Genomic DNA, 19,215 nt, shown 5'->3' on the forward strand with positions numbered 1-19,215 from the left:
CGGACGAGTTCACTTGCGCCCTTAACCATCGTGGTTTGCGGAAACAAGGGGTTGGAGCAAATGCCGGGCCGTGGCGCGCACCAGAGAGGGCCAGTGGCGAACGGCTGACGGCTTCCATGCACGCAGGCGGTAGCGTGTTCGCACCGCCTCCATCCAGTCGCGCTTGTAGGGATCATCGCCCGTACCGAAATCGACCATGCCTATCCGGTCCCTGTCGATAACATGTTCGAACATCGCTGCCGTCAGCAGAGTGCCCGGCGACTGTTTGCGGTAGCGCTCGTCATGCGCGAGCTTGTGGATGAAGGCCGTGCCGCCTTCCACGGTCCAGAACTGTGTAGCAACGGGTTCACCGCCAATTTCTGCGATGCCCAGCCGCAAGCGCCCGGCAGCACCGTCCATCTGTGCCCACTTGCGCAGGAAATCCGGGCTGCCTTCGCCGGGCTTCCAACTGAGGTTGTAGACAGCCTCGTATGCCGCCCAGTCTGCCTCCGAAAATTCGGTGGCGATGCGCAGAGCCACATCGCCCTTCCTGCCCTTGCGGCGCACCGTCTCACGCAACGCACCGGGGCGTGCAGCCCAGTACTCGGCAAAGCTGCGACCATTGAGCGGCAGGACGTGGTTCGAATCGCAAGGATCCGACAAGACGATCCAGCCCGCCTTGCGAAATGCCGCTGCCAACATTTGTGCATCGCCATGCGCCATGGGGGCGAACATGGCGCGGCCGTATGGCAAGGCTTTCACAAGGCCTGCAAACAGCGAAGCGTCGCCGCCCGGTTTCACGAAGAAATTGTACCAGTTGGCCAACGCCGCCACCTGGCCACTGGCTTCGCGCCATGGCAGCAGCGCTGCGATATTGCCGTCAACAGCCACGGTTACGCGCGCCTTCGCCGGATCGAGGCATTCGTCTGCCAGCAGCGCCAGCCATTCCAGCCGCTCGAACGGCGAACCGCACGCCTGCGCAACGAGGCGCGGGTCCGCTTGCGCTTCCTTAAGACTGGCGTGATAGACGTCCAATTCGAGAAATCCTTTGCCGAGAACCCGCTTGTCCGCCGATCCCGATCCAACCGTATATCCGCTCGATCACCTCGCCATGCGCGGGCAGGGCGACGCTCCGGCGCTGGTGCTCAAGGACCGCACCCATAGCTACAACTCGTTAAACGCGCGTGTAGGTGTGCTGGCAGGATGGCTGAAATCGCGCGCGGCGGAACCGGGCGCGCGCATCGCCACATGGCTGCCCAAGACGGAACTCGCCTGCCTGATGCCGCTCGCTGCCGTGCGGGCAGGCTTGGTACATGTCCCGATCAACCCGCTGCTGAAGCGCGCGCAAGTGGTGCATATCCTCGCCGACAGCGGCACTGCCCTGCTGATTTCGAACAAGGGACGGCTGGACACGCTGGAGTCGGGCGACGCGATCTGCCCGGTGCTGGATGAAGCGACGGCGTGGGCCGAGGCCGACGCGCTGGCCTGCGAATTGCAGCCTTCCAATGCTGCGTCCGACAGTCTCGCCGCAATCCTCTACACCAGCGGATCGACCGGGCGGCCCAAGGGCGTTATACTCAGCCAGACCAACCTCTGGCTCGGCGCGGTAAGCGTGGCGCATTACCTGAAGATAACGCCCGATGACCGGGTGCTGGCGGTTCTCCCACTGGCATTCGATTATGGTCAGAACCAGTTGCTCTCCACATGGTATGCGGGAGGCTCGGTCGTTCCGCTCGACTACCTGACGGCGCGTGATGTGGTGAAGGCGGTTGCGCGGCATGGTGTGACGACCATTGCCGCTGTGCCGCCGCTCTGGCTGCAGCTTGCCGAACTGGATTGGCCCGCTGAAACGGCCGTCTCGCTGAAGCGCCTGACTAACAGCGGCGGCGCGCTTACCCCATCGCTGGTCCGCGCCTTGCGCACGAAGTTCGCGCAGGCCGAGCTCTATCCGATGTACGGTCTGACAGAAGCCTTCCGCTCAACCTATCTTGATCCATCGCTGGTGGACGCGCACCCAACCTCCATCGGCAAGGCGATACCCTTCGCCGAAATTCTTGTAGTCAAGGATGACGGCCATGCGGCCGTGCAGGACGAGGAAGGCGAACTGGTTCACACCGGGCCACTCGTGGCGCAAGGCTACTGGCAGGATGCCGATCGTACTGCCGAGCGTTTCAGGCCCGCGCCCTCATTCTCGAAACTGGGCGGCATGGCGGTGTGGTCGGGTGATCGGGTGCGGCGCGACGGGGAGGGCTTGCTCCACTTTGTCGGGCGGCGTGATGCGATGATCAAGACCAGCGGCAACCGCGTCAGCCCGCAGGAGGTCGAAGAAGCCGCCGTCGCTACCGGATTTGTGGCCGAAGCCGTCGCGCTCGGCCTGCCCGATCCGCAACTGGGGCAGGCGATTCATCTGGTCGCCCGCGCTGCCGGTGATGCCGACGCGGCGAGGGAAGGGCTAATCCCCGCGCTCACACGCGTGCTCCCCAATTTCATGCTCCCGCGCCATGTCCACTGGCGCGGTGAAATGCCGGTCAGCCCGAATGGTAAGCTCGACCGGGTTGCGCTTGCCGCCGAACTCGCCAAGGACATGTCTCGATGAAGCCCCTTGGACCTATTCCGAACGGTTATGCTGCGATTGATGGCGAACTCGGCATCGCCGGTCGCAAGGTGAGCGACATTATCACCGAGGCCGGAACCACCCCGCTCTTCGTCTATTCGCGCGACCTCCTGACTCAGCGCGTGGCGACCTTGCGCGCCGCGATGCCGAAGCGGCTGGCGATACACTACGCGGTCAAAGCCAACCCGTTCGGCCCGGTGTTGCAGCACATGTCGGCACTGGTCGACGGGTTCGACATTGCTTCGGGCGGAGAACTTGCGCTGGTGCGGGCGGTCGGTATCGACCCGTCGCGGGTCAGCTTTGCGGGGCCGGGCAAGCGCGATGCCGAACTGGAAGCGGCCATTTCGGCCGGCGTCACACTCAATCTCGAATCGGAAGGTGAAGCGGCGCGCGCGCTGGCGATTGCGCTGCGTATTGGCATCACCCCCCGCCTTGCAATCCGGGTGAATCCCGATTTCGATCTCAAGGGTTCGGGCATGAAAATGGGCGGCGGGGCCAAGCCTTTCGGCATCGATGCCGAGCGCGTGCCAGCCCTCGCGCGCCAGTTGATCGCCGAAGGCGCGGACTGGCGCGGATTTCACATCTTTGCCGGTAGTCAGGCGCTTTCTGCCGATGCAATCATCGAAACGCAGGCGCAGACCCTCGATCTTGCCGCGCGGCTGGCCGAGGGCACCGGCGCGCCGCTGCCCAAGTGCAATCTCGGTGGTGGTATCGGCATTCCCTATTTTCCCGGCGATGTGCAGGTGGATATCGCCAAAGTCGGCGCGGCCTTGGCCGAGCGCTTCGCCGCTTTGCCCGACGTGCTGCAAGGCACTTCTTTCGTGATGGAGCTTGGCCGCTATCTCGTTGGTGAAGCAGGGGTTTACCTGGCAACCATCGTCGACCGCAAGGTCAGCCATGGCGAAACTTACCTTGTCACCGATGGCGGACTCCATCACCAACTCGCCGCCAGCGGCAATTTCGGCACCGTGGTCCGCCGAAACTACCCCAGCGCCATCGCAACCCGGTTTGATGCACCCGCCGAAGAGGAGGCGAGCATCGTCGGCTGCCTGTGTACGCCGCTCGACCGGCTGGCCGACAAGGGCGGTTTTCCGCGCGCCGATACCGGCGATGTGGTGGCGATTTTCTGTGCCGGAGCCTATGGTGCAAGCGCCAGTCCTGCGATGTTCCTGGGGCAGGGGCCGGCCCGGGAAATTCTTTTGTAACAGAGTGATGCCGCGCCTGCGTTAACACCTGCCGCAACGCCAGTCCCGTAACGGGACACGGGCAAATGCCTGCTTGTCGCTGCCTGTTCTGCAATCAAGGCTAACGCAATCTTCACCCTTTTTGGCGATAGCCGGTGATGAATTGCGGTTCCTGTCCTGCGCCCGTCCACGTGACGCCGGGCCGGGTTCCGCAGCAGACAAGGACAGGCCATGCCGTTGAATTCGCGCGTTACCCGTATGCTTGCAGGCACGGCCATGTTGAGCCTTGCGCTTTCGGGCTGCGGCGGCGTTGGCGGTGGGCAGCAGTTGCCGCCTGCATCGTTCGTGGCGCTTCAGGAAGGCCCGGGCGAGGAATACGTGATCGGCCCGCTCGACGAGCTGACGATCTTCGTCTGGCGCAATCCAGAACTTGGCGCATCGGTGCAGGTCCGTCCCGACGGGCGCATCACCACGCCGCTGATCACCGATATGCCGGCCGTGGGCAAGACGCCCTCGATGCTGTCCGAAGACATCAAGCTCCAGCTTTCGCAATACATTCAGGAGCCGATCGTCTCGGTCATCGTCAACAAGTTTGCCGGCACATTCAGCCAGCAGGTGCGGATCGTCGGCGCGACCGAAAAGCCCGCCTCGATCCCGTTCCGCGCGAACATGACGCTGCTCGACGCGATGATCGCGGTCGGCGGCCTGTCGGAATACGCCGCCGGCAACAAGGCGCGGCTGGTGCGGTTCGACAAGCAATCGGGCAACCAGAAGGAATATGCCGTGCGCATCGGCGATCTGCTGCGCAAGGGCGACACCAAGGCCAACGTCCTGCTCATGCCCGGCGATGTGATCATCATCCCCGAGAGCACGTTCTGAGCAGCGGGCGGGGGACACGGCGGCCATGACCAACATCTATGAAGAAGTGCGCATTGCACTACACGGCATCTGGCTGCGGCGTTGGGTCGCACTCGGCATCGCCTGGGGCGTGTGCATGCTCGGCTGGCTGGTCGTGGCGATGGTGCCCAACAGCTACGAATCCAAGGCGCGCATCTTCGTTCAGATCGACGATGTGCTCGCCGACCAGATCGGCATCGGCGGCGATCGCAAGCGCGATATCGAACGGGTGCGCCAAACGCTGACCAGCTCGGTCAATCTGGAAAAGGTCATCCGCGCCACCCGTCTGGGCGACAAGGTTACCACAGACAAGCAGATGCAGGCGGCGGTTGGCAGCCTTGGCAAGAAGGTGACCGTGGTCAGCCAGCAGGACAACCTGTTCGAGATCACCGGCGTGGCTGGAGGCGGCGGCTTCAACGATGGCGAGAACGCCAAGCTTTCGCAGGATATCGTCCAGAAGATGATCGACATCTTCCGCGAAGAGAACCTTGCAGGCGGCCGCGGCGAGATGACCGATACGCTGGCCTTTATGGACCAGCAACTGTCCGAACGGAAAAAGGCGCTCGAAGCCGCAGAGCTGAAGCGCACCGAGTTCGAAGGCAAGAACGCCGACATGATCCCCGGCAGCGGTTCGCTGACGACCAAGATCGAAGCCGCGCGCGGGGAAATGCGCGATATCGAATCGAACCTGCTCGCCGCACAAAGTGCGCTCGCCTCGATCAACGGCCAGCTTTCGGGCACGCCGCAGACCATCGCCATTCCGGGTGCGCAGGGCGGTGCCAAGGGTGCACTCGCGCAGGCGCTGTCCGATCTTGGGTCCATGCGCGCGCGGGGCCTGACCGATAGCCATCCCGACGTGATCGCCGCCAAGGCGCAAGTCGCCAACCTGCAGCGTTCGGCTCATGCCGAAGGACCGGGCGGCGGCACGCCCAATCCTGCCTACAGCTCCCTGATCTCGATCAAGGCCGACCGCGAAGCCAGCCTTGTCGCTCTGCAATCGCGCAAAGGCTCGCTTCAGGCCGAAATCGCCCGCCTTTCTGCCCAGCAATACGGCGAACCCGCCATTGCTGCCGAAGCCGGACGCATCAGCCGCGATTACGATGTGCTCAAGGAGCAGTACGACAAGCTGCTGCGCGACCGCGAGGCGCTGCGCCTGCGCGGCCAAGTGGAAACCGAGCGCGATGCGGTGAAGTTCGAAGTAATCGATCCGCCGACGATGCCGACCGGCCCTGCCGCGCCCGATCGTCCGCTACTGCTGATGCTGGTGCTGATTGTCGGGATCGGCGCAGGCTGCGGCGGAGCCTTTGCGCTCGGACAGCTGAAGTCTGCCTATTCGACCACGGGCCAGTTGGAACGCGCTACCGGTCTGCCCGTACTCGGCTCGGTATCCGAAGCGATCACACGCCCTGTGCGGACGCTGCAGGCAAAGCGGCTCAAGTGGTTTGCCGGTGGTTTTGCCGGTCTATTCGTCGTCCTGTTCGTCCTGCTCGGCATCGAGATGCTGAAGCGCGGCATGGTGGCATGAGGGGAATGGGACGATGACCGACCAGAGCAAGATCCCCGTGCCGCCCTCAGGCCCGTCGCTGATTGAGCGCGCCTCGGGCAGCTTCGATTTCCGCACAATGACGCGTCCGCCGATTGCCGATCTGCCGCCTGCACCGAAGGGCGTGTCCGCGCCGGTCGTTCAGCCCAAACCGGCTGCGCAGTTCGAGACGACCGTCCCCCAGGTCGATCCGCAGCCGTTTCGCGGCGTGTTCCACCCGATCGACCGCGCGCATTTGCGCGAGCAGTGCCTGATCGAGCCTGAAAGTGCGGTCACCGGCCTTCTCGAAGAATTCCGCATCGTGAAGCGGCAGCTCTTGCGCACTGCCGCGGAATCGCGCGAAGGCAAGGGCGCGCCGCATGGCGAACGCATCCTGATCTGCTCGGCCCATCCGGGTGAGGGCAAGACGTTCTGTGCGGTCAACCTCGCGCTTTCGATGGCGGCCGAGAAGGACACCGAAGTCCTGCTCGTCGATGCCGATTTCGCCAAGCCTTCGGTGCTTTCGACGCTCGGCCTGCCGGGTGGTCCGGGACTGATGGACGCGCTGGCCGACCCGACGATGGCGGTTGAGGACTGCATCATCGGCACAGACATTGCCGGGCTTTACGTGCTCCCCGCAGGCAACGCGACCGGCTCGGACACCGAATACCTCGCATCGACCCGCACCGACGTCGTGCTCGCGCGGCTCACAAGCCACGCGCCCAACCGCATCGTCATCTTCGATTCGCCGCCCGCGCTCGCCGCATCGCCCGCCTCGGTCCTTGCCAACCATGTTGGCCAGACCGTGGTGGTCGTCCGTGCCGATGTGACGGGCGAGGCCGCGCTGCGCGATGCCGTGCACCTGCTCGGCGCCTGCGATGACATCAAGCTCCTGCTTAACGGCACCCGCTTTTCCACCACGGGCCGCCGCTTCGGCACTTACTACGGATACAAGGAATGACGCGTCCTGTGATCCTCGTTCGCCATGCGCTGGCGACTGGCGCGGCACTTGCCGTGCTCGGCAGCCAACCGCTGCATGCGCAGTCGATGTCCTACGAATCCGTAGATGGCGAAAGCGCACCATCGGAAAAGAGTGGCAGCCGTGGCGGCGTTTCGCTGCGCGGCGCGGGCGGCGGTGCACGCACTACGATCAAGCCCTATATCGAAGCGACGCAGAACGTCCTCTACGAGCTTTCGCCAGGCGACGATGTCCTGACTTACAGCACGATTGCGGCGGGCGTGGACGTGGCCCTGAACGGTCGCCGCACGCAGGGCGCTGTCTCGGTCCGCTACGAGCGCCGCATTGCCCAAGGCAACCGTGTGGCCGATGGCGATACGTTGTCAGGTCTCGCCCGCGTGAAGCATGACCTCATCCCGCGCACACTTTCAATCGAGGCAGGCGCGCTTGCCGCCCGCACTTCGGTCGAGCGGAGCGGTGCCGCCTCGCTCAACCCGCTCGCCAACGGCGACGCGGTGAGCCAGGTCTATTCGCTCTACGCCGGGCCTGCCGTCTCGACTCATGTCGGCGATGTCGCGCTCGCAGGCTCCTATATGCTCGGCTACACCAAGGTGCAGCAGAAGGACGCGCTGCAGTTCGCGCCTGGCCAGAGCCGCACCGACATCTTCGACGATTCGATTGCCCAGTCGGCGCAAATCTCGGCAGGGATCGCGCCCGGAACGGTCCTGCCGGTCGGCATCACCGCAACCGGTTCATTTTATCAGGAAGACATTTCCAACCTCGATCAGCGCGTGCGCGACATGCGGGCAGGCGTTCAGGTCACCTATCCCGTCACCATGGACATCGCGCTGGTGGGCGCGGTGGGATACGAGGACGTCGAGGTTTCGGCACGCGATGCAGTGCGCGCGGCCAATGGCGATCCGGTCGTCGGCGCGGATGGCCGCTACGTCACCGACAAATCGCGCGCTCGCCAGCTTGCCTATGAGACGGATGGCCTCACGTGGGACGCAGGCGTGATGTGGCGCCCCAGCCGCCGCACCGCGCTATCTGCCTTCGTCGGCCGCCGCTATGACAGCACGACTTACTACGGCAGTTTCTCCTACAATCCGAACGAGCGCAGTTCGCTCAGCGTTTCGGTCTACGACAACGTCTCCGGCTTCGGCGGACAGGTCAGCCGCGCGCTGCGCGATCTCCCGACCGATTTCCAGGTCAACCGCGACCCGTTCAACGGCCAGATCAGCGGTTGCGCTATCGGCAGCGAAAGCGGCGGCTGCGTCAACAACGCGCTGTCCTCGGTCGCATCGTCGGTCTTCCGCGCGCGCGGCGTCAACGCCACCTATTCGCGCCAGATCGGCCGGATGCAGGCGGGAATCGGCGCGGGCTACATCCGCCGCAAGTATATCGCGCGGCAGGATTCGGTTCTCGGCGCCGCCAACGGACAAGTGGACGAGAGCTTCTACGTCGATGCAGGGCTGAACGGCCCGATCGACCGCCGCTCCAGCTTCGGTGTCTCGGCCTATGCGGCATGGTTCCAGAGCGGCGCGTCGAGCCTTGGCGACGTGACCACGGTCGGCGTCAACGCTGCCTACTTCCGAAACCTCACGGACCGCCTCGTAGCCACCGCAGCGGTCGGTTTGGATGCTGTTAACCGTAAAGTGATTGAAGATGAAGTAATCGCGTCTGGCCTTGTCGGCCTGCGCTATTCCTTCTGATGCCCGGAGACGGCCACGATGTACGATGAATTCTATGGCCTGACCGGCCGCCCGTTCCAGCTCACCCCCGATCCGCGCTTCTATTTCGAGAGCGGAACGCACCGCAAGGCGCTGTCCTATCTTGGCTATGGCCTGGCGCAGGGTGAGGGCTTCATCGTCATCACTGGCGAGGTCGGTGCAGGAAAATCGACGCTAGCGGCGCATCTCATGGCATCGGTGGACCGCCAGCGGCTGACGGCTGCGCAGATTGTCACTTCGGCGCTCGATGGCGAAGAATTGATCCACGTCGCCGCGCGCGCATTCGGGCTTGAAGTTGCCGGTCACGACAAGGCCACTGCGCTCGCCCAGATCGAAGCCTTCCTCCACCACGAAGCACGCGAGGGCCGCCGCTGCCTGCTCGTCGTCGACGAGTCGCAAAACCTTTCGGTCGAAGCGCTCGAAGAGTTGCGCATGCTCTCCAACTTCCAGCTCGGTGCGCATCCGCTGCTGCAGATCCTGCTGCTCGGCCAGCCTGAATTCCGCACTTTGCTGCAGACCTCCAGCGAACTTGAGCAGTTGCGCCAGCGCGTGATCGCCACGCATCATCTGGATGCAATGGAGCCTGCGGAAGTCGGCACTTACATCGAACACCGCCTCGCCTGCGTCGGGTGGCAGGGGAACCCGCAATTCGACCAGCGGGTCTATGCCGATCTGGCGAAGGCCAGCGGCGGCGTGCCGCGCCGCATCAACCAGATCGTCAATCGCCTGATGCTGATGGGCGCGGTCGAGCAGCGCCCGCACATCGATGCGGCGATGTTGCAGGACGTCTTGGCAGACCTTGCTGGCGATAGCGCCGTAAGCGCGCCGCAGCCGGTTGCGGCTCATGCACAAGTTGCTGAAGCGCCTGCTGTCCAGACATATGCTGCTCCGGTTGCCGCACCCACTTTCGACGACAGCGCATGGCGCGCGGCGTTGGCCGAGCGTGATGAGCAGATAGCTGAACTGCAGCAAGCCATTATTGAACTGGCCGACATGCGCCCAGCGCCTGCCGAACCCGTAACCGATCCCGCCATCTTCGCGCAGCTAGAAGAGGCAAACCGTCGTCTTGCTGCACTCGAAGCACGCGACGGCGACGAGGAAGTGGTCGCCGCATTGATCGAGGCGCAGCGCAGGATTGCCGCGCTTGAAACCCGTTCGGCTGAACAGGAGCAGGCGATCCGCCATACCCTCACCATGCTGATCGAGTGGATCGAAACCGAAGACTACCAGCGCGCCGCTGCCTGACGCGGCTCAAGGGGACTGAATGATGAACGCGCCGTCCGTCCTCAACGGGCTTTCCGTCGATGTCGAGGACTGGTTCCAGGTCGGCGCGTTCGAAACCGTGATCGACCGCAAGGACTGGGACGGGCTCGATTGCCGGGTCGAGCGCAATTGCGCGCAGATTCTTGCACTGTTTGATGAAGCTGGCGTCAAAGGCACGTTCTTCACGCTCGGCTGGGTAGCGCAGCGCTACCCAGCGATGATGCGGCGCATTGCCGATGCAGGCCACGAAATCGCCAGCCACGGTTGGGATCACGCGCGCGTGTTCACGCTTGGCCGCACCGCCTTCGCCGATGACATATCCCGCGCGCGCAGGGTGCTGGAGGATACGACCGGACAATCCGTGACCGGTTACCGAGCGCCCAGTTTCTCGATCGACGCGCGTACGCCATGGGCGCATGAAGTGCTGGCCGAGCAGGGCTATGCTTATTCCTCGTCAGTCGCGCCCATCGTGCACGATCACTATGGCTGGCGCGAGGCCCCGCGCTTTGCTTTCCGCCCCGTCGCCGGCGTGGATTTCATCGAAATTCCGGTGACGACCGCTGAAGTCGCGGGCCGCCGCATGGCGGCTGGCGGCGGCGGGTTCTTTCGGCTGTTGCCCTATTCTGTTTCGCGCTGGGCCATCCGTCAGGTCAATTTGCGCGATGGGCGTCCGGCGGTGTTCTATTTCCATCCGTGGGAAATCGACCCTGATCAGCCGCGCCCTGCAAGCGCCCCGCTCAAGTCGCGGCTGCGGCACTATACCAATCTCGATGTCATGGCGGCCAAGCTGTCGAGGCTGGTTCACGAGTTTCGCTGGGGCCGCATGGACGAAGTCGCCGCCATCGAGGCTGCGCGCACGCCTGCAAAGCTGGCCGCATGAACGCGCCATTCGTGCCTGCGCGGGTAATAGTGCGCCTTGCCGATCCGGGCGATCGCGCGGCAATCGCACGCTTTCTTGGAGGCCATCCCGATTCCACTGCGTTCCACCGCACCGAATGGCTGGACGCGGTCGAGCGTTCGACCGGCCACCGCAGCCACATTCTTTTGTCCGAGCAGGACAGTGCGATCCGTGCCGTTTTGCCACTCCACGAAGCGCATAGCCCCTTGTTCGGGCGCGCGCTCGTCTCCACCGGATTTGCTGTTGACGGCGGAATAGTGGGCGAGGGCGACCCGGCCTTGTTTCGCGCCGCGCAGGAACTGGCGGTGCGGCTCAACTGCCCAAGCCTTGAATTGCGTGGCGGTCCTTTGCCTTTCGGCGAGGGCTGGCACGTCAAGTCCGACAGCCACGCAGGCTTCGTCAAACCTCTTTCGGCTGATGACGACGCGCAATTGCTTGCCATACCGCGAAAACAGCGCGCGGAAGTGCGCCGCGGACTTGGCCATAATATGGAAGTGCGCACCGGCAGCGATGCCGCTACCCGCGCGATGCATTACGCTGTCTATGCCGAGTCCGTGCGCAATCTCGGTACGCCGGTTTTCCCCAAGGCGCTGTTCGACGCAGTGATGGATGCTTTCGGCGACGATGCAGATATCCTGACCGTACTGCACGAAGGTCAGCCGCTGGCATCTGTGCTCAGCCTTTACCACCGAGGCGCGGTCATGCCTTACTGGGGCGGCGGCGTGTTTGCGGCGCGGACCATGCGCGCCAACGATGTGATGTACTTTGCGCTGATGAATCATGCGCGGGGCCGGGGCTGCGACCGCTTCGATTTCGGTCGGTCGAAAACCGATACCGGCGCCTATCATTTCAAGCGCAACTGGGGTTTCGAACCGCAACCGCTATCCTACGCCAGTTGGACCGCCGATGGCGTGCCGCCACGCGACGTCAATCCGCTCAGCCCGCGCTACAAGGCCAAGATTGCGCTGTGGCAAAAGCTCCCGCTCGGCATCGCCAACCGTCTCGGTCCATTGATCGCCAACGGGTTGGCATGAGCGAAGTACTGTTCATCGCGCACCGCATCCCGTTCCCGCCCGATCGCGGAGACAAGATCCGCTCGTGCCATATCCTGCGCCACATAGCCGCTCTGGCTCCGGTCCACGTCGCCTGCTTTGCCGATGATGAGGCGGATCTTGCCTATGAGCCGGACCTGGCTGGTATCTCGCGAACCCATTGTGTGCTGCGCCGCGAGAAGCCTCTGCCGCTTGCGGGCGTTGAAGCGCTGTTCACAGGCAAGCCGGTCAGCCTCACTGCCTTTGCCGACAAGGCGCTACATGCCTATGTCGCGCGGGTCCTGGCCGAGCGCCCGATCTCGGCGATCTACATGTTTTCAGGCCAGATGGCGCAATATGTCCCGGCCTCGTTCTCAGGCCGCGTCGTGATGGATTTCGTCGATGTCGATTCGGCCAAGTTCGAAGCTTATGCCGCCGGGGCGGGTTTCGCCGCGCGTTTGCTCTACCAGCGAGAAGCCCGCTTGCTCAGCCGCTTCGAAAGCCTGACCGCGCGCCGCGCCAGCACCAGCCTGCTCGTCACGCCCGAAGAAACCGAACTGCTGCGTTCACGCCTCTTGCCCGGCGATGAACCGTCGTTGCAGGCACTGTGCAACGGCATCGACACTGAATTCTTCGATCCTGAAGCCGTGCCGTCCGCGCCCGAAATGGCAGGGGAGGGGCCGCAGATCACCTTTACCGGGCAGATGGACTATCCGCCCAACGTCGCCGCCGTTGGCTTGTTCGCGCACGCGGTGATGCCTGCCGTCCGTGGCGTCTTCCCTGGCGCCCGTTTCAATATCGTCGGCCGTGCGCCCACGCCGCAAGTGCGCGGGCTGGACGGTGTAAACGGGACCCGGGTCACCGGTGCCGTCCTCGACGTTCGCCCGTGGATCGCAGGTGCCGACCTCGTCGTCGCTCCGCTCACCATCGCGCGCGGCGTCCAGAACAAGGTGCTCGAAGCCATGGCCATGGCCCGCCCTGTATTGGCGACGCCGCAGGCCGCAACCGGCATCCCGGCGCGCGACGGCTTCGAAATCGCCGTCGCCGATGGGGCAGAAGCACTGGCCAAGCAGACGTTGGCGCTGCTGCACGATCCGGTACGAGCCGCCAACATCGGCCAGGCTGCGCGCGCGTTCGTCATCGATCAATGCGGCTGGAATCACGTGCTGGCCCCGCTGGCTGGGCTGCTCGGCCTGCAGGGCGAAGGCGGAGGTTCGCGTGTCGCAGCCTGACCTCGCCCTGAAGGCCCCGTTCTCCCGGTTGTGGCAGGCAATTCCTGCCGAGTGGCAGCGCCCGCTTGCCCTTCTCGGCCTCGTCTGGGTCGGCAACCTTGCGCTGTTCTTCACCGACTGGCGCGACATGGCGCTGCAGTGGTGGGACAGTTCGACCTACAACCATGTTCTGCTCATTCCGTTCATCCTCGGCTGGCTGATTTCGCTCCGCTGGCAAGAAGTGCTGCGGGTGTCGCCACAAGGCTGGTGGCCAGGTCTCGTGCTCTTTGCCGGAGCAGGTTTCTTCTGGTTGTTGGGCGATTTCGCGGGCCTGTCGCTCGCCACCCAGTTAGGCGTGGTGCTTATGGCGCAGGCGAGCGTACTGACACTGCTCGGGCCGCGTTCATCGGTCGCGCTGCTTTTCCCGCTGGCCTACATGCTGTTCCTCGTGCCTGCGGGCGACGAACTGATCCCGGCGCTTCAGACCATCACCGCCCGTATCACGATGGTCCTGCTGGGTTGGACCAATGTCCCCGCGCACATCGAGGGCGTGTTCATCACCACGCCGGGCGGCTATTTCGAAGTTGCCGAGGCCTGTTCGGGCGTGAAGTTCCTGATCGCGATGATTGCCTACGGCGCTCTCGTCGCCAACGTCTGTTTCCGCTCATGGACCCGCCGCGCCGCTTTCATGGGCCTCAGCATTGCCATGCCGATCCTCGCCAACGGCGTTCGCGCGTGGGGCACGATCTTCATCGCCGAGCATCGCGGCATTGAATTTGCCGCTGGGTTCGATCACATCTTCTACGGCTGGATATTCTTCGCCGTGGTCATGGCGCTCGTCATGGCCATTGCCTGGCGCTTCTTTGATCGCGCCATCGACGACCGCATGATCGATGCCGAGGCCGTTATGGCAGACCCCCTGCTCGCCCGCCTTGCTGGCTCTTGCATCGGCCAGGTCCGTGGCCTCGCCATCATGTCCGCCCTCGCGCTGACGTTTGCGGGGTGGGGCGCCCTGGCAAACCGGATGGAAGCGCAGGTTCCAGCAATGATTGACCTTCCCGCCGTCCCCGGATGGCAGCAGGTCGATTACGAACCGCTCGCACCGTGGCAGCCCTTGCACACCGGTGCTGACCACGTGCTGCTGGGTCGCTATCAGGATGCGCCCGGCCACATCGTCGATGTCTCGTTCGCACTCTATGCCGCGCAAGGAGAGGGCCGCGAGGCCGGGGGCTTCGGGCAGGGCGCGCTGCCGATGAACAGCGGCTGGTCTTGGGAAACCTCACCTGCCGACATTGCTGGTGGCCATGCTGACCGTATCCAGACTGCAGGTCCGGTGCACAGGTCGGCCGAGACATATTTTCGCTCGGGCACCCTGCTGACCGGTAGCAACACGCACCTGAAAGTGCAGAACATTCTCGACCGACTGCTTCTGAGAAAGCGCGCGACGGCCATGCTCATCCTGTCGTCCGAAGACGATGTCTCAGGCCGCCCGCCCGCCGACCAATCGCTGCGCGCTTTCCTTGCCGCCACCGGACCGGTGGAAGCGTGGATGGACCGCATAGCCACATCGCGCTAGGCTCCCTTCGCATGTGCGGAATAGCTGGAATCTTCCATACCGAGGGCCTCAAGCCCGTCGACCCTGACCGCGTTCGCCGCATGTGCGATGCGATTGCCCATCGCGGGCCGGATGGGGAAGGGGTGTGGACGGCGCCCGGCCTTGGTCTCGGCCACCGCCGCCTGTCGATCATCGACCTTGCCGGATCGCCCCAGCCAATGGCAGCTGCTGAAGGTGACGCTGTCATCGTCTTCAACGGCGAAATCTACAATTTCAAGGACTTGCGAAAAGAACTTCAGGCTCTCGGGGCGCAGTTCCGCACCGATGGCGATACCGAAGTGATCCTTCAGGCATGGCGGCACTGGGGCACCGATTGCCTGCCGCGCCTCCACGGCATGTTTGCGTTCGCGCTCTACGACCTGCGCCAACGTACCTTGCTGCTCGCGCGTGACCGTCTGGGCGTGAAGCCGCTGCACACCGCGCGGCTTGCTGATGGCTCGGTCATCTTCGGCTCCGAACTCAAGGCGATGCTCGCCCACCCGTCGCTGCGCCGCGAAATCGATCCGCTGGCGATCGAGGACTATCTTGCCTGGGGCTATGTGCCGGATCACCGTTCGATGCTGAAGGGCGTCGATAAGCTGCCCGCAGGTCATTACCAGTTGCTTCGGCACGATGCGCTGCCTGCAGCGCCCGTGCAGTGGTGGGACGTTTCATTTGCCGACCGCGACAGGGGCAATGCCGACGATCTCGGCGCGCACCTGCTTCACCACATGCGCGAAGCGGTCACATCGCGCATGTTGGCCGACGTTCCGCTGGGCGCATTCCTTTCAGGCGGCGTAGACAGTTCCAGCGTCGTCGCGCTTATGGCCGAAGCCAGCGCCGCGCCGGTCAAGACCTGCTCGATCGGCTTCGACGTCGCCGCGCTGGATGAAACCGCATACGCCGACCGGATCGCGCAGCAGTTCCACACGCAGCACTGGAAGCGCTCGGTTTCGTCCGACGATTTCACGCTCATGGACCGCCTCGCGGGCATGTTCGACGAACCGTTTGCCGACGCTTCCGCGCTGCCGACATATCGCGTCTGCGAGCTGGCGCGCGAACACGTCACGGTCGCGCTGTCCGGCGATGGCGCGGACGAGGCCTTTGCCGGATATCGCCGCCAGACCTTCCAGCACCGCGAGGAACAGGTGCGCGCGCTCTTGCCCGGCGCCCTCCGGCGCCCACTGTTTGGCACGCTCGGCAGAATCTGGCCCAAGGCGGATTGGGCACCGCGCCCCTTGCGCGCCAAGACCACGCTGCTCAGCCTCGCCGAAAGCGGTGAGGAAGGCTATGCACGCGCCTTGGCGGTAACCTCGCCCGAATTGCGCGACACGCTCTACAGCGCGGATTTCAGGCGTCTGCGCGGGGACTACCGGGCTGAGCAACCGCTTGTCGATCTGATGCGGAAGGCCCCCGCGCGCAGCGGCCTCGACCGCGCGCAATATGCCGATCTCAAGTTCTACCTGCCTGGCGATATCCTGACGAAGGTGGACCGCACCAGCATGGCGGTCAGCCTCGAAGCGCGGGAGCCGCTGCTCGACCACCGCTTGATCGAGTTCGGCGCACGCCTGCCCGAACGGATGCGAGTGCGTGGCTCGACCGGGAAATGGATCGTCAAGCAGACCATGCGGCGATATTTGCCCGATGATGTGCTGTTCCGGCCCAAGATGGGCTTCGTCACACCCATTGCGCAATGGCTGCGCGGCCCGTTGGCTGGTGAGGCGCGTGGGCTGGCTTCAGACAGTGTTCTTGCGCGCACCGGCTGGTTCGATTCGTCACGGATTGCAAGTCTTTCCGACGATCATATCTGTGGCCGTGCTGACCATAGCCGGCTCATCTGGCAACTGCTGATGTTGCGGAGATCGCTGGATCTGCTTGGTTGATGCGCTGTTAATCATGCGCGTTCGGTAAGGTGATCTTCACCATTGCGGACTAATCAGGCGGGGAAACAACTGCCGATGGTCATGCTGAAGAAACTGCGCTCACCGCTGTATCTCGCGCTGCTAATCCCGGCAATGCTGACTCTTGCCGGCAATTGGCTGGAGCCAGCCGACCACGCATTCTGGAACATGCGCTCCAAACTCGGCAAGCACCCGGCCGATGACTCCGTGGTCGTCGTGGCGATGGACGGCGCAGGCAACAGTCGCGATTCATCGACCGTCTCATCCAAACGATTGGCCGATGTATTGAAGTCGGTCAGACTGCAGATGCCCTATCGGGTATTCATCGATTCGCCGGTAACCTTCGGCCAGGACAATGCAGGCGACGCCGATCTGGTCACTGCTGTGCAAGCCCTTGCGCCAGACGCTGCCTTTGTGGTTCGCAATGAACGGTTCGTCAGCGATTCCAGCGAGCTCCACGCAAATGATGTGCGCTTTCCCGATCCTGCAATCGCCAAATCCGTCCCGGTCGTTGTCTCCGCCTGGAACACCAACTTCTTCGACTATGCGGTTGCTGCCCCCTATTCGGTAGAACTAGGTAGCCGGAAGTTCCCCAGCTTTGCCACTGCACTGGCGGGTGTCCGCTCGGGGCTTCAAGCCAAGTTTCGTCCTGATTTCCTGATGGATCCGGACACGGTGCCGAGGATTCAGGCAAGCGCCCTCACGAATGGCAACTTCACACCGGGCCTCCTGACTGGGCGCACGGTAGTGGTCACCTTCGAAGGTGCGGTGCCGCCAATTGGCTATTACGGCAGTGGTCGCCGTTTCCCGCTGTCGCTGGATATTGCCGGTGCATCGGCGCTTACGAAGCCTGTTTCTTTAGCTCTCGGCGCATTGCCTCTTCTCGCGCTGGTCTGGCTGCTGATTCGTTCAGGCGCGGGCAGCAAGCGCAAGCGTAGCAAGATCTTTTGTCACGGTCTTGCTTTGGCCGTTGCAACGACGCTTCCAGCACTGCTGGTGCCACAAGGTATCACAATAGACGCGAGCGCGGGAATACTCGCAGTCTTGATCTATGGCCTGTCGCGCCTGTGGCAGTACCGCATTCGCCGCGTCCAGCTTACCAGTGCATCGGGTCTTCCCAATCTGCTCGCACTCAGCGCTAAGCCTCTGGATGTCGGGCAGGATGTGATTGTCGCGGTCATCGGCCGTTATGAGGAAATTCTCGCGACCTTGCCTAAGGACCTGCACGGGGAATGCGCGCGTCAAATCGCGCGCCGCCTTGGCGTCGGGTCGGGAATCGAGATCATCTACAACGGCGAGGGTGGGCACTTCGCTTGGACCGAAGAAGCCCGCCCGTTGGAAATGCAACTCGACCATCTCGAAGGATTGCGAGCGCTGTTCTCCGCACCTCTCGAAATCGGGCCATACAAGTTCGACACCAATATTCATTTCGGCCTTGATCGAAATGAAGGGCTGGACGCGCTCACGCGGGTCAACTCTGCCTTGGCCAGCGCCAACGATGCTTTAGGAAGCGGCCGTGCCGTCGAACTGTTCGAAGCGGACCGGCTTGCCGAAGCGAGCTGGGAGCTTTCACTCCATGCGCGCATCGATGAAGGCCTGCGCAATGGTGAAATCTGGCTGGCATACCAAAGCCAGTGGGACATGCGCAGTGGCCTGCCCTGCGGTGCCGAAGCCCTGATCCGCTGGAACCACCCGACGCGCGGACCGATCCCGCCGGACGCATTCATCCTGCAGGCCGAACGTGCGGGTCGCATCGATGCCCTGACCTACTGGGTTATGGAAGAAGCCATTACGGCAGCGCTTGCCCTCAATGCCATGAGTCATCGTCTGCAGATGAGCGTCAATCTTTCCGCGCAATTGGTCGACAAGCCCGAACTGGTGCCGAGCTTGCTCGAAATCGTGAATCGTCGCGGTATCGATCCTGCGTTGCTGACAATCGAAGTCACCGAGACGTCGAGCGTGCGCAACCGCCCCGCCGCCGTCCACAATCTTTCGAACCTGCGAAACATCGGCTTCCGCCTGTCGATCGATGATTTTGGCACGGGCGAGGCAAGCCTTGCCTATCTTGCCGACCTGCCGAGCGACGAGCTCAAACTGGACCGGCGCTTTATCTCGCGGCTGCTCACCCATGAACGCGAGCACAAGATTGTGCAGAGCACGATTGATCTCGCCCATGCGCTTGGCCAGTCGGTCGTCGCCGAGGGAATAGAGGACGAGGCGACTTGGCAGAAGCTGGTAAAGCTCGGCTGCGACGTCGGACAGGGCTATCATCTGGGACGTCCGATGGCGTTCCCGGACTTTCGACAAACGCTTCTCAAAATGGGACAAATTCGTTTTGGAAGTGTTTAGACCTTGTTAACCAGTTAGGCTGATGTTAACTATCCTCCGTCTGTTCGTGGATGGAGGCAATTATGTTCGCAGCAATTTCTTTGA

14 protein-coding genes are annotated in these 19,215 nt (G+C 63.4%); 13 read left to right on the forward strand and 1 reads right to left on the reverse strand.

The window, feature by feature from the left end; all coding sequences use genetic code 11:
• Nucleotides 1-21: 21 nt before the first annotated feature.
• Nucleotides 22-1,014 (reverse strand): GNAT family N-acetyltransferase, encoded by a 993-nt coding sequence (locus RM192_RS07015; RefSeq protein ID WP_311506830.1) that lies wholly within the window; start codon nucleotides 1,012-1,014, stop codon nucleotides 22-24.
• Between the two features lie 28 nt (nucleotides 1,015-1,042).
• Here RM192_RS07015 and RM192_RS07020 point away from each other — a divergent pair, with 28 nt between their 5' ends.
• From RM192_RS07020 to RM192_RS07080, 13 genes are all read left to right on the forward strand, one after another.
• Nucleotides 1,043-2,575, forward strand: a complete 1,533-nt coding sequence (locus tag RM192_RS07020; protein WP_409233794.1) for an acyl-CoA ligase (AMP-forming), exosortase A system-associated — start codon at nucleotides 1,043-1,045, stop codon at nucleotides 2,573-2,575.
• A complete protein-coding gene (locus RM192_RS07025; protein WP_311506831.1) occupies nucleotides 2,572-3,798 on the forward strand; it encodes a pyridoxal-dependent decarboxylase, exosortase A system-associated in 1,227 nt (408 codons plus the stop codon). The genes RM192_RS07020 and RM192_RS07025 overlap by 4 nt, the downstream gene beginning before the upstream one ends.
• Before the next feature lie 210 nt (nucleotides 3,799-4,008).
• Nucleotides 4,009-4,656: an XrtA/PEP-CTERM system exopolysaccharide export protein gene (locus RM192_RS07030; protein WP_311506832.1), complete on the forward strand. Its 648-nt coding sequence runs from the start codon at nucleotides 4,009-4,011 to the stop codon at nucleotides 4,654-4,656.
• 25 nt (nucleotides 4,657-4,681) lie between these two features.
• Entirely contained in the window at nucleotides 4,682-6,199 is a 1,518-nt protein-coding gene (locus RM192_RS07035; protein ID WP_311506833.1) for an XrtA system polysaccharide chain length determinant, read from the forward strand.
• 13 nt (nucleotides 6,200-6,212) lie between these two features.
• On the forward strand, nucleotides 6,213-7,157 hold the full coding sequence (locus RM192_RS07040) for an AAA family ATPase (protein ID WP_311506834.1): 945 nt from the start codon (nucleotides 6,213-6,215) through the stop codon (nucleotides 7,155-7,157).
• Nucleotides 7,154-8,866 (forward strand): preprotein translocase subunit YajC, encoded by a 1,713-nt coding sequence (locus RM192_RS07045; protein WP_311506835.1) that lies wholly within the window; start codon nucleotides 7,154-7,156, stop codon nucleotides 8,864-8,866. The genes RM192_RS07040 and RM192_RS07045 overlap by 4 nt, the downstream gene beginning before the upstream one ends.
• A gap of 18 nt (nucleotides 8,867-8,884) precedes the next feature.
• Nucleotides 8,885-10,129: an XrtA/PEP-CTERM system-associated ATPase gene (locus tag RM192_RS07050; RefSeq protein ID WP_311506836.1), complete on the forward strand. Its 1,245-nt coding sequence runs from the start codon at nucleotides 8,885-8,887 to the stop codon at nucleotides 10,127-10,129.
• Nucleotides 10,130-10,151: 22 nt separating this feature from the next.
• Nucleotides 10,152-11,027, forward strand: coding sequence for an XrtA system polysaccharide deacetylase (locus RM192_RS07055; RefSeq protein WP_311506837.1), 876 nt, complete (start codon nucleotides 10,152-10,154; stop codon nucleotides 11,025-11,027).
• Nucleotides 11,024-12,079 (forward strand): FemAB family XrtA/PEP-CTERM system-associated protein, encoded by a 1,056-nt coding sequence (locus RM192_RS07060; protein ID WP_311506838.1) that lies wholly within the window; start codon nucleotides 11,024-11,026, stop codon nucleotides 12,077-12,079. Before RM192_RS07055 ends, RM192_RS07060 begins: the two co-directional genes overlap by 4 nt.
• The gene (locus RM192_RS07065; protein WP_311506839.1) at nucleotides 12,076-13,308 is read left to right on the forward strand and encodes a TIGR03087 family PEP-CTERM/XrtA system glycosyltransferase; all 1,233 of its coding nucleotides are present in this window, start codon (nucleotides 12,076-12,078) and stop codon (nucleotides 13,306-13,308) included. The genes RM192_RS07060 and RM192_RS07065 overlap by 4 nt, the downstream gene beginning before the upstream one ends.
• Nucleotides 13,295-14,863, forward strand: a complete 1,569-nt coding sequence (xrtA, locus tag RM192_RS07070) for an exosortase A (protein ID WP_311506840.1) — start codon at nucleotides 13,295-13,297, stop codon at nucleotides 14,861-14,863. Before RM192_RS07065 ends, xrtA begins: the two co-directional genes overlap by 14 nt.
• A gap of 11 nt (nucleotides 14,864-14,874) precedes the next feature.
• Nucleotides 14,875-16,764: an XrtA/PEP-CTERM system amidotransferase gene (locus RM192_RS07075; RefSeq protein ID WP_311506841.1), complete on the forward strand. Its 1,890-nt coding sequence runs from the start codon at nucleotides 14,875-14,877 to the stop codon at nucleotides 16,762-16,764.
• 75 nt (nucleotides 16,765-16,839) lie between these two features.
• Nucleotides 16,840-19,131, forward strand: a complete 2,292-nt coding sequence (locus RM192_RS07080; RefSeq protein ID WP_311506842.1) for an EAL domain-containing protein — start codon at nucleotides 16,840-16,842, stop codon at nucleotides 19,129-19,131.
• Nucleotides 19,132-19,215 lie beyond the last annotated feature (84 nt).

Source organism: Novosphingobium sp. MMS21-SN21R, from assembly GCF_031846015.1.
Lineage (GTDB): Bacteria > Pseudomonadota > Alphaproteobacteria > Sphingomonadales > Sphingomonadaceae > Novosphingobium.

What these genes read in the sequence shown, in the direction of transcription:
- RM192_RS07025 (WP_311506831.1), top strand. Translation starts at nt 2,572, where the DNA reads ATGAAGCCCCTTGGACCTATTCCGAACGGTTATGCTGCGATTGATGGC.
- RM192_RS07030 (WP_311506832.1), top strand. Translation starts at nt 4,009, where the DNA reads ATGCCGTTGAATTCGCGCGTTACCCGTATGCTTGCAGGCACGGCCATG.
- RM192_RS07035 (WP_311506833.1), top strand. Translation starts at nt 4,682, where the DNA reads ATGACCAACATCTATGAAGAAGTGCGCATTGCACTACACGGCATCTGG.
- RM192_RS07040 (WP_311506834.1), top strand. Translation starts at nt 6,213, where the DNA reads ATGACCGACCAGAGCAAGATCCCCGTGCCGCCCTCAGGCCCGTCGCTG.
- RM192_RS07045 (WP_311506835.1), top strand. Translation starts at nt 7,154, where the DNA reads ATGACGCGTCCTGTGATCCTCGTTCGCCATGCGCTGGCGACTGGCGCG.
- RM192_RS07050 (WP_311506836.1), top strand. Translation starts at nt 8,885, where the DNA reads ATGTACGATGAATTCTATGGCCTGACCGGCCGCCCGTTCCAGCTCACC.
- RM192_RS07055 (WP_311506837.1), top strand. Translation starts at nt 10,152, where the DNA reads ATGAACGCGCCGTCCGTCCTCAACGGGCTTTCCGTCGATGTCGAGGAC.
- RM192_RS07060 (WP_311506838.1), top strand. Translation starts at nt 11,024, where the DNA reads ATGAACGCGCCATTCGTGCCTGCGCGGGTAATAGTGCGCCTTGCCGAT.
- RM192_RS07065 (WP_311506839.1), top strand. Translation starts at nt 12,076, where the DNA reads ATGAGCGAAGTACTGTTCATCGCGCACCGCATCCCGTTCCCGCCCGAT.
- RM192_RS07075 (WP_311506841.1), top strand. Translation starts at nt 14,875, where the DNA reads ATGTGCGGAATAGCTGGAATCTTCCATACCGAGGGCCTCAAGCCCGTC.
- RM192_RS07080 (WP_311506842.1), top strand. Translation starts at nt 16,840, where the DNA reads ATGGTCATGCTGAAGAAACTGCGCTCACCGCTGTATCTCGCGCTGCTA.